This window comes from Pseudomonas mandelii, assembly GCF_024138395.1.
Lineage (GTDB): Bacteria > Pseudomonadota > Gammaproteobacteria > Pseudomonadales > Pseudomonadaceae > Aquipseudomonas > Aquipseudomonas mandelii_E.
This window is the reverse complement of record NZ_JAMYDU010000002.1, coordinates 356,868-369,836: the sequence shown is the minus strand read 5'-3', so window position 1 is coordinate 369,836 and position 12,969 is coordinate 356,868. Positions and strand designations below refer to the sequence as shown.

At 60.4% G+C, this 12,969-nt stretch carries 15 protein-coding genes and 1 pseudogene; 7 read left to right on the top strand and 9 right to left on the bottom strand.

All coding sequences use genetic code 11. The features are described 5' to 3' along the window. Positions 1–13: 13 nt before the first annotated feature. From NHU87_RS05055 to NHU87_RS28550, 4 genes and pseudogenes are all read right to left on the bottom strand, one after another. The gene (locus NHU87_RS05055) at positions 14–781 is read right to left on the bottom strand and encodes a uroporphyrinogen-III synthase (protein ID WP_253546206.1); all 768 of its coding nucleotides are present in this window, start codon (positions 779–781) and stop codon (positions 14–16) included. Further along, positions 778–1,719, bottom strand: a complete 942-nt coding sequence (hemC, locus tag NHU87_RS05050) for a hydroxymethylbilane synthase (RefSeq protein ID WP_253546203.1) — start codon at positions 1,717–1,719, stop codon at positions 778–780. Before hemC ends, NHU87_RS05055 begins: the two co-directional genes overlap by 4 nt. Positions 1,720–1,855: 136 nt before the next feature. Then, the gene (locus tag NHU87_RS05045) at positions 1,856–2,602 is read right to left on the bottom strand and encodes a LytR/AlgR family response regulator transcription factor (RefSeq protein WP_007899317.1); all 747 of its coding nucleotides are present in this window, start codon (positions 2,600–2,602) and stop codon (positions 1,856–1,858) included. Further along, positions 2,599–2,721, bottom strand: a pseudogene (locus tag NHU87_RS28550) (sensor histidine kinase); the annotation flags it as partial. The pseudogene NHU87_RS28550 and the gene NHU87_RS05045, both read right to left, overlap by 4 nt. 342 nt (positions 2,722–3,063) lie before the next feature. On the opposite strand from NHU87_RS28550, the gene argH reads away from it, so the two are divergent. Continuing rightward, on the top strand, positions 3,064–4,458 hold the full coding sequence (argH, locus tag NHU87_RS05040) for an argininosuccinate lyase (RefSeq protein WP_253546200.1): 1,395 nt from the start codon (positions 3,064–3,066) through the stop codon (positions 4,456–4,458). A 119-nt stretch (positions 4,459–4,577) separates the two neighbouring features. Here the strand turns inward: argH and NHU87_RS05035 are convergent, their stop codons facing one another. Continuing rightward, positions 4,578–5,237 carry a glutathione S-transferase family protein gene (locus NHU87_RS05035; RefSeq protein WP_253546197.1) on the bottom strand — a complete coding sequence of 220 codons (660 nt, stop codon included), beginning with the start codon at positions 5,235–5,237 and terminating at the stop codon, positions 4,578–4,580. Between the two features lie 125 nt (positions 5,238–5,362). Here NHU87_RS05035 and NHU87_RS05030 point away from each other — a divergent pair, with 125 nt between their 5' ends. The 3 genes from NHU87_RS05030 to NHU87_RS05020 all read left to right on the top strand — a co-directional run bounded on the left by NHU87_RS05030 (position 5,363) and on the right by NHU87_RS05020 (position 9,161). Then, the gene (locus tag NHU87_RS05030) at positions 5,363–5,647 is read left to right on the top strand and encodes a hypothetical protein (protein WP_030129109.1); all 285 of its coding nucleotides are present in this window, start codon (positions 5,363–5,365) and stop codon (positions 5,645–5,647) included. Positions 5,648–5,874: 227 nt separating this feature from the next. After that, entirely contained in the window at positions 5,875–6,120 is a 246-nt protein-coding gene (locus NHU87_RS05025) for a TIGR02647 family protein (RefSeq protein WP_007894898.1), read from the top strand. Between the two features lie 194 nt (positions 6,121–6,314). Beyond that, positions 6,315–9,161 (top strand): class I adenylate cyclase, encoded by a 2,847-nt coding sequence (locus NHU87_RS05020; RefSeq protein WP_253546194.1) that lies wholly within the window; start codon positions 6,315–6,317, stop codon positions 9,159–9,161. A 7-nt stretch (positions 9,162–9,168) separates the two neighbouring features. On the opposite strand, the gene rnk is transcribed toward NHU87_RS05020, so the two are convergent. The 4 genes from rnk to cyaY form a co-directional block, all read right to left on the bottom strand. Next, positions 9,169–9,579, bottom strand: a complete 411-nt coding sequence (gene rnk / locus NHU87_RS05015; protein WP_063342163.1) for a nucleoside diphosphate kinase regulator — start codon at positions 9,577–9,579, stop codon at positions 9,169–9,171. 103 nt (positions 9,580–9,682) lie between these two features. Continuing rightward, on the bottom strand, positions 9,683–9,919 hold the full coding sequence (locus NHU87_RS05010) for a hypothetical protein (protein WP_253546657.1): 237 nt from the start codon (positions 9,917–9,919) through the stop codon (positions 9,683–9,685). Then, positions 9,828–10,046, bottom strand: a complete 219-nt coding sequence (locus tag NHU87_RS05005; protein WP_253546191.1) for a DUF1289 domain-containing protein — start codon at positions 10,044–10,046, stop codon at positions 9,828–9,830. The genes NHU87_RS05010 and NHU87_RS05005 overlap by 92 nt, the downstream gene beginning before the upstream one ends. Before the next feature lie 4 nt (positions 10,047–10,050). Then, positions 10,051–10,383, bottom strand: coding sequence for an iron donor protein CyaY (gene cyaY, locus NHU87_RS05000; RefSeq protein WP_237885072.1), 333 nt, complete (start codon positions 10,381–10,383; stop codon positions 10,051–10,053). A gap of 308 nt (positions 10,384–10,691) precedes the next feature. Here cyaY and lptM point away from each other — a divergent pair, with 308 nt between their 5' ends. Genes lptM through dapF form a run of 3 tightly spaced genes read left to right on the top strand, consistent with a single transcriptional unit; the run spans position 10,692 to position 12,957 of the window. After that, positions 10,692–10,865: an LPS translocon maturation chaperone LptM gene (gene lptM, locus NHU87_RS04995; protein WP_123720251.1), complete on the top strand. Its 174-nt coding sequence runs from the start codon at positions 10,692–10,694 to the stop codon at positions 10,863–10,865. Between the two features lie 9 nt (positions 10,866–10,874). Continuing rightward, entirely contained in the window at positions 10,875–12,122 is a 1,248-nt protein-coding gene (lysA, locus tag NHU87_RS04990) for a diaminopimelate decarboxylase (protein ID WP_253546188.1), read from the top strand. Positions 12,123–12,126: 4 nt separating this feature from the next. Further along, a complete protein-coding gene (gene dapF / locus NHU87_RS04985; RefSeq protein ID WP_253546185.1) occupies positions 12,127–12,957 on the top strand; it encodes a diaminopimelate epimerase in 831 nt (276 codons plus the stop codon). Positions 12,958–12,969: the final 12 nt, after the last annotated feature.

Here is a 12,969-nt window from a genome sequence, read left to right as displayed (position 1 = left end):
TCCATCCTTTGCATTAGAAAACGGGCACGGGGTGTTCCCGTAACGCCGCCAGCAAGGCCGCGGCACTGGCGCCACGACAATCCACAACTGTTTGGGCCCCGGCGGCGCGTGCCAGCTCGGCGACCCTGGGGCTTGGAACAAACAACGGCAGCCGCACCATGCTCGGCCAGGTATCGCCAGCCAATCGGTGCAGGTGCTCAAAACCCTGTCCACTGCTGACCACCAGCCCGTTCAAGCGTTCCGCTTTGATCCGGTCAGGCAACGTTGCCGACGGGTACTGCGGCAAACCGCGTCGGTACAACTCCAGATACTCGACACTAGCACCAAGCTCGCGCAAACGCTCAGCCAGCAGCTCGCGCCCACCCTCCCCGCGCATGATCAGCACCCGTGGGTGGGGTCGGGCAACAGCCTCGCGCAACGGCGCAAGCTCAAGCAAGGCTTCGCTGTCGTCGCCGTCGACCGGGAAGCTCACATCCAGCCCGTTATCCTCGAGGATCTGCGCCGTCGCCGCCCCCACGCTGAACCACTTCGGAGCCGGTGGCTGCGGCCAGTACTGGTTGAGCAGATCGACCGCGATTCTGGCGGCCGGTTTGCTGACCACGATCACCGCGCAATAGCTTTCCAGGTTCTGAATCACTTCGCGCATTGTGTCAGAGGCAGGAATCGGCTCGATATCCAAAAGCGGCAAGCTGCTGCTGAAAACCCCCGCGTCTGCCAACACACGGGCAAGCGCCGCCGACTCATCCGCAGGGCGCGTCAGCAACAGGCGCCAGCCAGTCACTCGTGCCCTGCCTCGCCATAGACTGCTTTCAGAATGTCGGCGGCGCCTTGGCTCAGCAGGTCTTCGGCCACTTGCACACCCAACGCCTCGGCATCAGCCCGTGGCGCACGGGCCTCGGCGCTGAGCAGCAGACCGCCGCTCGGATCGCCCACCAAACCACGCAACCAGATCTGCTCGCCTTCAAGCACGGCGTAGCAGGCAATTGGCACTTGGCAGCCACCATTCAGATGTTTGTTAAGGGCACGTTCGGCAGTTACACGAATGGCCGTGTCCTGGTGATGCAGCGGCGCCAGCAGCGCGTGGATATCAGTGTCGGCGCTACGGCATTCAATACCGACCGCGCCCTGGCCACCGGCCGGCAGACTGTCTTCGACACTGATGGCCGAGGTGATGCGATCTTCGAAGCCCAGGCGAATCAAACCCGCCGCGGCGAGGATGATGGCGTCGTATTCGCCGGCATCGAGCTTGGCCAGGCGAGTGTTGACGTTGCCGCGCAGGAAGCGGATTTCCAGGTCCGGGCGGCGGGTCAGCAGCTGGGCCTGGCGACGCAGACTGGAGGTGCCGACGATGCTGCCTGGCGGCAACTCATCCAGGCTGGCGTAGGTATTGGAGACGAAGGCATCGCGCGGGTCTTCGCGCTCGCAAATGCAGAACAGACCGAGGCCTTCGGGGAAGTCCATCGGCACGTCTTTCATGGAGTGCACGGCGATGTCGGCTGCGTTTTCCAGCAGCGCGGTTTCCAGTTCCTTGACGAACAGGCCCTTGCCGCCGATTTTCGACAGCGGCGAATCGAGCAGCTTGTCGCCACGACTGACCATGGGCACCAGCGTCACGAGCAGGCCTGGATGGGCCTCTTCCAGACGAGCCTTGACGTATTCGGCCTGCCACAGGGCGAGAGCACTTTTTCGGGTGGCGATGCGGATTTCGCGAGAGGACATGGATCAATCCGTACTGAATAGATACGGCAGATAATAACAGCTCAGCCAAATCCACTTTGACTTGTATCAGAAACTGCTTGGCCTCCCTGGCCCTGAATGTCCGGTAATAGGGTAGAAACCCGCCCTGAATGGCGGATTAAAGCTGTTGCATCATTTTGCGCACGCCGGCCACATGGCGTCGGCTGACGATCAGGGCATCGCCGTTCAGGCCTTTGAGAAACAGTTGAAAATGCCCCAGGGGCGTGCGTTGCAGCCGCTCAATGCGTTCGCGAGCAACCAGTGCGTTGCGGTGAATCCGCACGAAACGGTCGCCGAATTCGTCTTCGAGGGCCTTGAGTGGTTCGTCGAGCAGCACTTCACCGCCTTCATGACGCAAGGTGACGTACTTGTGGTCGGCGATGAAGTAGACCACCTGACCCAACGGAATCAGTTCGATGCCTTTTCGGGTGCGGGCGCTGATGTGGCTGCGCGGACCGCTACCGGTTTCGGCTGCCGGGCGAGTCAAGGCCGCGAGCTGGACGCGATTGGGTCGCTCGGCTTTCTTTAATGCTTCGTGTAACTGTTCTGTGCGCACTGGCTTCACCAGATAGCCCACGGCGCTGGCCTGTAGGGCTTCCACGGCAAATTCATCGGGCCCGGTGCAAAACACCACGGCGGGCGGGGTTTCGCGTTCGCACAATCGTGCAGCCACTTGCAGGCCATCGAGGCCCGGCATGCGAATATCGAGCAGCACGATATCCGGTTTGTGACTGTCGATCAGTGCCAACGCTTCTTCGCCGTTCGTGGCGCTGGGCTCCAGGACATTGTATCCCTCGAGTTCGCCGACCATTCGGCTCAGGCGCTCGCGGGCCAAGGGTTCGTCATCAACGATCAGGACATTCATATTGCGCTGGATTCCTGCGTGAGTCTCGCACAAGGATAGCGTAGACAGGTGAAGTGACGTCCGTCACCGCGATCCACGCTAAGACTAGCGCGAGGGCCAAAAAGTGCCGCGAGACCGGCGGCTAAATTTTCATCTGCCGGGTGACTGACGGCCCAGGCCCGCACTGGCGAGGCATCGCCGTAGGGTTTTCTGATACGCAATATGAACACCCCTCTTCTCTCTATAGTCAGCTGCAGCATCGAGAAGTGCGCTGATCCTCTGTCCAACTGTAGACGGTTGCCGGGACGATATTGCTCAATTGAAAAATATCGTTGCGCAATTTCCGTATCGCTTGCTTCGAGCAGGGGTCGCACGATGAGAAAAAAACCTGTCGACCAGTGTCAGCGACAGAATCGGCAACCCTGTTATTATCCGCGTCAGCGTTCCACGCCATCTTTCTTCAAGCCGATACGAGCGAATTCATGAGCACTGACAAGACCAATCAGTCCTGGGGCGGCCGCTTCAGTGAACCCGTCGACGCCTTCGTCGCCCGCTTCACCGCCTCCGTCACCTTCGACCAGCGCCTGTATCGCCACGACATCATGGGCTCGATCGCCCACGCCACCATGCTGGCCAAGGTCGGCGTGCTGACCGATGCCGAGCGCGACAGCATCATCGATGGTCTGAACACCATCCAGGGTGAAATCGAGGCCGGCCAGTTCGACTGGCGCATCGACCTTGAAGACGTGCACATGAACATCGAGGCGCGTCTGACCGACCGCATCGGCGTGACCGGTAAAAAGCTGCACACCGGCCGCAGCCGCAACGACCAGGTAGCCACCGACATCCGCCTGTGGCTGCGTGACGAGATCGACCTGATCCTCAGCGAAATTACCCGCCTGCAACAAGGCTTGCTGGAGCAGGCCGAGCGCGAAGCCGCCAGCATCATGCCGGGCTTCACTCACCTGCAAACCGCCCAGCCGGTGACCTTCGGGCACCACATGCTGGCCTGGTTCGAAATGCTCAGCCGCGACTACGAGCGTCTGGTCGACTGCCGCAAGCGCACCAACCGCATGCCGCTGGGCAGCGCCGCGCTGGCCGGCACCACTTACCCGATCGACCGCGAATACACCGCTCAACTGCTGGGCTTCGACGCCGTCGGCGGAAACTCCCTGGACAACGTGTCCGATCGCGACTTCGCCATCGAGTTCTGCTCGGCCGCGAGCATCGCGATGATGCACTTGTCGCGGTTCTCCGAAGAGCTGGTGTTGTGGACCAGCGCGCAGTTCCAGTTCATCGATCTGCCGGACCGTTTCTGCACCGGCAGCTCGATCATGCCGCAAAAGAAAAACCCGGACGTCCCGGAGCTGGTTCGCGGCAAGACTGGCCGGGTATTCGGTGCGCTGATGGGTCTGTTGACTCTGATGAAAGGCCAGCCATTGGCCTACAACAAGGACAACCAGGAAGACAAGGAACCGCTGTTCGATGCCGCCGATACCCTGCGCGATTCGCTGCGGGCCTTTGCCGACATGATCCCGGCGATCAAGCCGAAACACGCGATAATGCGCGAGGCAGCTCTGCGCGGTTTCTCCACCGCCACCGACCTGGCTGACTATCTGGTTCGCCGCGGCCTGCCGTTCCGTGATTGCCACGAGATCGTTGGCCATGCCGTGAAATACGGCGTGGAAAGCGGCAAGGACCTGGCGGAAATGAGCCTGGAAGAACTGCGCAAGTTCAGCGATCAGATCGAGCAGGACGTATTTGCCGTGCTGACCCTGGAAGGTTCGGTGAATGCCCGCGACCACATCGGCGGGACTGCGCCGGCGCAGGTCAAGAAGGCTGTTGCTCGCGGCCAGGCGTTGCTCGCCAGCCGCTAAAAGCTTCGCGGGCAAGCCTCGCTCCTACAGGATTTGTGTTGTTCGCACCATTGCCGCACGACGTATAACCTGTAGGAGCGAGGCTTGCCCGCGAAGGCATTCTCAAGATCGTTACACGTCTACTTTTTGGGCGCGATCATCGCCAGAAACGCGGGCATCGCCGCGTCCTTGTCCTTCGCGATCCGCTGCACATGCGGTTTCTGCTCCAGACGCTCCAGCAGCGCCCTGGCCGCCGGCATCTCGGCCAACAGATCGATATCAAACAGCTTCTGCGCCACTGCACACGCCAGCGGCACGCTGTAGATAAAATACAGATCGGCCACGCTCAGGCTGTCACCCGCTACATAAGGGGCGAACTTGCCGTGTCTACCCAGCGAGGCAAACCCCAGCAGTAACTCTGCCTTGGTCTTTTCCTGAATAGCCTCCGGTACCGTCATGCCGAAAAACGCCGCGGCATAACAGGCGCGGCCGGGCAGTTCGATGTACAGCTCGATCTCCTTGGCCAGGGCCAGAACCTGCGCTCGCTCGAAGGGGTCGCTCGGCAGCAGCGGCGTGCCTTTCTGGCTCTGCTCGATGTACTCGAGAATTACGCTGGTTTCGTTGATAAAACCTTGTTCGACGCCCAGCACCGGAACCTTTCCACGCGGGCTGATGGCTAGCGCCTCGGGGGTAGTGCCTGGGTAAAACGGCACTTCTTCAAATGGCAGTCCCTTCTCCAGCAACGCCAGCTTAACCATGTTGTAGTAGTTGCTGACGCAAAATCCATAAAGCTTGAGCATTAGATAGCCTCCAGGCCGTGCAGGGGGTTGGCAGCGCCAGTTATAGAACGCCCGGGCACTTCTTGCCAGCAGCATCACAGCGCTGAATGCAGGTAAACTGGCCGCCTTTCCTTGAGGAGCCTGCCATGAGCGAGCAAAACGATATCGATAACGACGAAGAAGAGTTCACCGAGACGACGCTGATCGAAGCGATCGAGAACCAGATCGAAAGCGATAACCCGCCAGCGGCCAAGGCGACCTTCAACAAACTGACCCTGGTGGGTTACGAGCGTGAAGAAATCCTCAACCTGATGGCCCACGTACTGGCGGTGGAAATCGACGCGATCCTCGAAGAAGACCGCGCGTTCAACACCGAATGGTACGAAACCGCGCTGCGCGCGCTGCCAGAGTTGCCGCCGGAAAAGAAATAACCTCCCGTAGGAGCGAGGCTTGCCCGCGAAGAACGATGACGCGGTTTTTCAGGAAGACCGCGATATCGTTCTTCGCGGGCAAGCCTCGCTCCTACAGAAACCATCTCCCGCTTGGGAATGCTCCCTCCCCAAGACGAAAAAACCCTGTTGCCAGCACTGGACATGCTGCGCGAGTGGGATCACCTTAGGAGCGCTATCGTCCAATTCCTAGAAAGTCTGGAGTCCTTATGTCGCTTACCCCTGAGTTGGTTGCCGAACTGGAAATCCTCGCCCTCTTCAACCTGGACAGTTCCCAGGAAGGTTTGAAAATTCATCAGACCGCTGCCCCGAAAGCCATTGCCGCCGCCCAAAGACTGTTCGATAAAGAATTGATCACCCAGCCCGATGGCGGTTATCTGACCAGCCTGGGGCGTGACGCTGCACAAAATGTGCAAACCGTTCTAACCATTCTGTCCGTGCGCGAAACAGCCTGAACATCACCGCATCGCCCACGGAAACCTCTGTTACGGGATTTCCGCGGGCACACTTTGATGCCCGCTGTCGTCGTGCGATAGAAACCTGACGCCAGAAATACAAAATCAGCTTAAAAGTCCCGGGGCCGAGGCGCTAAACTGCCCCTCATCCCGAGCCCTCCACGTCCGAGCCCCGCGAGCCGGATTGAGCTGACATGACCCGCACCCATGAAATCCGCCCCGATCTGGACGAGGGAATCGACCGCAAGGTTCTCAGCCAACTGCGCGCCCGTTTTCTGAAGCTCAACGAGGGCCGCATGGCCCGTGCCATGGAAGGGTTATCGACCCGCCAGCAAACGGTGTTGACCCTGCTGCCGCTGTTTTTCCATGTCAATCATCCGCTGTTGCCGGGTTACGTTTCGGGCAGCACTCCGGCCGGGCTGTCGAACTTCGAACCTGACGCCAACGCCCTCGCCGAAGCCCAGCGCCTGACCCGCTCGTTTTCTTACAAGCCGCGCCACGGCAGCAATCCACCGCGACCGATTCACGGCCTGTTCCTGATGGGCAGCCTCGGCACGCTGGCCCAGGCTGACCAGAGCGACATGGACGTATGGGTCTGTCACGGGCCGGACTTGAGCGAAAGCGAACTCACTGAGCTGCGCAAGAAATGTCAGTTGCTTGAGATATGGGCCGCCAGCCAGGGCGCCGAGGCGCATTTTTTCCTGATCGACCCGGCTCGCTTCGTGCTCGGCGAGCGCGACACCCAACTGAGTTCGGAAGACTGCGGTACCACCCAGCACTACCTGCTGCTGGACGAGTTCTACCGCACCGCGATCTGGCTGGCCGGCCGCACCCCCATCTGGTGGCTAGTGCCGGTTTACGAAGAGGCGGCGTATGACCGGTATACCCACACGCTGTTATCCAAGCGTTTCATCCGTGCGGACGAAACCCTGGATCTGGGGCATCTGGCGTATATCCCGCCCGGGGAATTTATCGGTGCCGGGCTCTGGCAGTTGTTCAAAGGCATCGAGTCACCCTACAAATCGGTGCTCAAACTGCTACTGACCGAGGTCTACGCCAGCGAACACCCCAAGGTCCAGTGCCTGAGCCTGCGTTTCAAGCAAGCGGTGTTTGCCAATCAACTGGACCTCGATGAACTGGATCCATACGTCGTGGTTTACCGGCGAATCGAGGAATACCTCACGGCCCGGGGCGAACCGGAACGGCTGGAGCTGGTACGTCGCGCGCTGTACCTGAAGGTCAACCGCAAGCTCACCGGCAGCAGCGGTCGTACCCAGAGCTGGCAGCGTTCATTACTCGAACGCCTGGCCCAGGAATGGCATTGGGATCAGCGTCAGCTCGCATTGCTCGACAGCCGCAGCCAGTGGAAAGTCCGCCAGGTCAGCGCCGAACGCCGAGCCCTGGTTGGCGAGCTGAATTACAGCTACCGCTTCCTGACGCAGTTTGCCCGCAACGAACAGACCGTCAGCCTGATCAACAAGCGCGACCTCAATGTGCTGGGCCGGCGGCTGTATGCAGCCTTCGAGCGCAAGGCCGACAAGGTCGAGTTCATCAACCCGGGCATCGCCCCCGATCTCGCCGAGGACACTCTGACGCTGGTGCAGGCCCCAAACAAAAAAGAACCGGGGCAAACCCAATGGGGTTTGTATAACGGCAGCCTGACCGTCCACGAGTGGGAGCATTTCTCACCGATCAAGCGCAGCCGCCAGTTACTGGAACTGCTCACCTGGTGCCACCGCAACGGCGTGATCGACAGCAGCACCCGCTTGGCCCTGCACCCCGGCACGAGCGACTTGAGCGAATTCGAACTGTTCAATCTGCTCGGCAGCCTGCAACAAAGCATCGCCCTGCCCCTGAACACCGTCGCCGAAGAGTCATTGCTGCGCGCCAGTGTGCCGAGCGAAATACTGATTCTGGTGAACGTCGGCGTCGATCCGCTCAGGCACCATCGCGACCTGAACATCCTGATGACCACCGAGCGCACCGACTCCCTGAGCTACGCCGGCGTGCGGGAAAACCTGGTGCTGACCCTGGATCAGGTCACGCTCAATAGCTGGAACGAGGTGCTGGTCAGCCGTTTTGACGGCCCCCACGCCCTGCTCGACTGCCTGCGCGATTACCTCAATAACCTGCCCGACGGGCCACAACAGCCCAAGCTGCGGGTGCGTTGCTTCTGCCACAACCGCGCGCAATTCATTGCCCGGCGGGTCGAAGAAATCCTCGACACCGCGCAGAACTTGCTGCTGAGCAAACTCAATCATCGTTACCTGATTCAGGTCCAGCAGCATTACCACGTGCTGGAGTTGGTGCCGGGCCAGGTCAATCACGTCGCCCTCGCCACCCTGCCGGAGCTATTCAACTACCTCAGCGAAGAACTCGCGAGCTACAGCCCGTTTCATCTGGACCCGATGGCACTGGAAGACCACGACCTGGCGCTGATCCTGCCCATGGGGCAACCCGACTGCGTTCAGGTGTTCTACCGGATCAACGAACACCAGGCCGATGTGTATGTATTGGATGAATTCAATGCCCTGTGGCAGCAGCGTTTGCCTTATCACGACGAACAAAGCCTGTTGGTGCCGCTGCAACGTTTCCTGCAATCGATCCAGTACCGGCGCGATGCCTTGCTGCCGATGGACGCAGCCCAGCCACTGAGCCTGGAGACTTTGTATTACCAGTTGTTGCCGTCAGGTACCGCACGGCCGCGACGGGTCGAAGCCCGGCCGGCGCCGCAAACCCCGGTCAACAAACCGTTCTATGACGTGCAGGCCATCGTCGGCAAAGCCGCACCAGGGCAGGTGCAGGTCACGTTGTATTGCAATCAGCGGGAGTTTTCGGAGCTGGAACATGGCGACCAACTGTTCAGTGTGGTCGCCGGGGAAATCGTCGAGCAGCGCCGCGAGACTGAACGCTATCGCTGCTACATCACCGACCTGGACCTGTCGGGCCTGCTCGGTGATGGTCAGGGTTCAAGCCAGCTGTATCTGCGCTACAAGGCCGACCTGGAACGCGCACTGAACGAGGCGCTCGAGCAGGTCTGAGGCGGGGTCAGACGTTGTAATCGCCGCCATTGGCAGGCTGCGATTCAACTTCCAGCAGGGTCAGTTTGAGGGTCTTGCCACCCGGAGCTGGCCAGTCGATGTGTTGGCCGACTTTCAAGCCCAACAATGCACTGCCCACCGGCGCCAGAATGGAAATCCGGCCTTCGTCAGCGTTGGCATCCTTGGGGTAAACCAGGGTCAGGTGATAGTCCTTGCCGCTGCTCTCTTCACGGCAATGCACACGGGAATTCATGGTCACGACATCGGCGGGCACTTCATCGTGACCGACCAGGGTATCGGCGCGATCCAGTTCGGTTTGCAGCGCGATAACGCCCGGCAGCGTGTCATCCAGGCTGTCGATCAGGCGCTCCAGACGTTGTACGTCCAGACGGGTAAGGGTGATGGAAGGTGCGGTCATGATCAGGGCAGACTCCTTTCTTCTGCACGAAAAAAGCAAAACCCCGCCAGAAAAAGGCGGGGTTTTCACGAGCCTCGATGGGTTGAGGCGTATCCGGACACTATCACAGCTCAATAAATATACAAGCCGTCACCCGGCAGCGTAGGAGCTGCCGCAGGCTGCGATCTTTTGATCTTGATTTTTCTACGGAACCGAAATCGCTGAAAATCAAAAGATTGCAGCCTTCGGCAGTTCCTATAGAGGTCGGGTTAGCCTCTACTCTTGCGGTCGAGGGCCGATGCGCAAATCGCCCGCCGCCGATCATCATCCGCCGAACGCCATTCGCGAATATCTTCGACATGGCGAAAACACCCCAGACAAACCTTCTGTTCATCCAGTCGACACACACCGCTGCACGGCGAAGGCACCGCCGGGCTAACGTTGCTATAGAGCGGTTTGGGCGGACGAACGGAGGCAGGCTGGGTCACGACCTCACAGACCTTCGAAATCGAGTTCGACGTCGGCTTGCTGCTTGACGATGCGCTCAAGCATCTCACCGAGCTGCTCTTCGCTCTTGTCACACATCCAGCGCTCGCTCTCTGCGTCATAGTCAAAGTGGAAGCCACCCGACACGGCTGCCAGCCACAGCTGACGCAATGGCTCCTGGCGACTAAAGATCAGCGCGGTGCCGTTTTCGAACTTGACGGTGAGCACACCGGCCGAGCTCTCCAGATCTATATCCAGGCCACTCTCGTCGAAAATATCCTCCAGCGTCTGCTGGGTGGCATCGACCAGATCGTGGAAACGGGCTTCGGTCAAACTCATTGCGGGAACCTCAAAAAGTGTCTACTCACGCTCAAGCGCCGCAAGATACGGGCGAGCCCCGGTGATTGCAAAGGATAACGTCCAAGTACCGATCTGTGGGAGAGGGCTTGCCCGCGAAGGGGTCAGCACATTCAATATCTTTGTTGACTGAACCAACGCCTTCGCGAGCAAGCCCGCTCCCACAATGGACTGCACATAACTTACTGGCATCAGGCCAAGCCCCGCCGGACGGGAGGTGCGTCGCATAGGCAAGCTGCCGGGTGGCCGGTATACTCCGGCGCAATTAACGCATTTTCAAGGATTTCGCCATGAAGCGCCTGATCTCTTCCCTTGCTGCGCTCGTCGCGGTTGCTTGCCTTGTGTCGGCCTGTGGTCAAAAAGGCCCGCTGTACCTGCCTGATGAGAACCAGGATCCTGCCGAGCAGGCCAAGTCCTCGCAACAGCAGCCTGCCTCCAAGGCACACAAGCACGACGTCTACTAAGGGAACGCTATGGACGCTTTTAACTACCGTGACGGTGAGCTGTTCGCGGAAGGTGTTGCCCTGTCCGCCATCGCCGAGCGCTTTGGCACACCGACCTACGTCTACTCCCGTGCCCACATCGAAGCCCAATACCTGGCGTACGCCGATGCGCTGGCCGGCATGCCACACCTGGTGTGCTTTGCGGTCAAGGCCAACTCCAACCTGGGTGTACTGAATGTCCTGGCGCGTTTGGGCGCCGGTTTCGACATCGTTTCCCGTGGCGAACTGGAACGCGTGCTGGCCGCTGGCGGCACTGCTGACAAGATCGTGTTCTCCGGTGTCGGCAAGACTCGTGACGACATGCGTCGGGCGCTGGAAGTCGGCGTGCACTGCTTCAACGTCGAGTCCACCGATGAGCTCGAACGCCTGCAAGTAGTCGCCGCCGAGCTGGGCGTTCGCGCGCCGATCTCGTTGCGCGTGAACCCGGACGTCGATGCCGGCACTCACCCGTACATTTCTACCGGTCTGAAGGAAAACAAGTTCGGCATCGCCATCGCCGACGCCGAAGACGTGTACATCCGCGCCGCGCAACTGCCTAACCTGGAAGTGGTCGGCGTCGATTGCCACATTGGTTCGCAACTGACCACCCTGCCGCCATTCATCGACGCCCTCGACCGCCTGCTGGGCCTGGTCGACCGCCTCGGCGATTGCGGCATCTACCTGCGCCATATCGATCTCGGTGGTGGTTTGGGCGTGCGTTATCGCGATGAAGAGCCGCCATTGGCTGGCGACTACATCAAAGCCGTGCGCGAGCGTCTCGACGGTCGTGACCTGGCGCTGGTGTTCGAGCCGGGCCGTTTCATCGTCGCCAACGCCGGCGTGCTGCTGACCCAGGTCGAGTACCTCAAGCACACCGAACACAAAGACTTCGCCATCGTCGACGCGGCCATGAACGACCTGATCCGCCCGGCGCTGTATCAAGCCTGGATGGACGTCACCGCCGTGCGCCCGCGCACCAGCGCCGCTCGCGCCTATGACATCGTCGGGCCGATCTGCGAAACCGGTGACTTCCTGGCCAAGGATCGTCAGTTGGCTCTGGAAGAAGGCGATCTGCTGGCCGTGCATTCGGCCGGTGCCTATGGGTTTGTCATGAGTTCCAACTACAACACCCGTGGCCGTGCCGCTGAAGTGTTGGTGGACGGTGATCAGGCATTTGAAGTGCGTCGCCGTGAGACGGTAGCCGAGTTGTTTGCTGGCGAAAGCCTGCTGCCGGAGTAAAACCATGCTGCTGCGTTTTACCAAGATGCACGGCCTGGGCAATGACTTCATGGTCCTCGACCTGGTCAGCCAGCACGCGCACATCCTGCCCAAGCATGCCAAGCAATGGGGTGATCGGCACACGGGGATCGGTTTCGACCAGTTGCTGATCGTTGAGGCGCCGAGCAATCCGGACGTGGATTTCCGCTATCGGATCTTCAACGCCGACGGCTCCGAAGTGGAACAATGCGGCAACGGTGCGCGCTGCTTCGCCCGCTTCGTGCTCGACAAACGCCTGACCGCCAAGCGGCTGATTCGCGTCGAGACCAAAAGCGGCATCATCGAACTGGACATCCGCAACGATGGCCAGATCAGCGTCAACATGGGCGCTCCTCGTCTGGTACCGGCCGAGATTCCGTTCGAAGCCCCGAGCCAGGCCCTGAGCTATCAGGTCGACGTCGACGGCACCCTGGTCGAACTGGCCGCGGTGTCCATGGGCAACCCCCACGCCGTGTTGCGGGTCAGCGACATCAACAACGCACCGGTGCATGAACTGGGGCCGAAAATCGAACATCACCCGCGCTTCCCGGCGCGGGTCAATGTCGGCTTTCTCCAGGTCATCGACCGGAGCCGTGCGCAGTTGCGCGTCTGGGAGCGCGGGGCCGGGGAAACCCAGGCCTGCGGAACCGGCGCCTGTGCTGCCGCAGTGGCCGCGATCAGCCAGGGGTGGATGGATTCGCCGCTATTGATCGACCTGCCCGGCGGGCGTCTGTCCATTGAATGGGCAGGCCCTGGCCAACCGGTCATGATGACCGGCCCGGCAGTGCGCGTATACGAAGGACAAGTGCGTCTTTGAGTGAGCGAAATC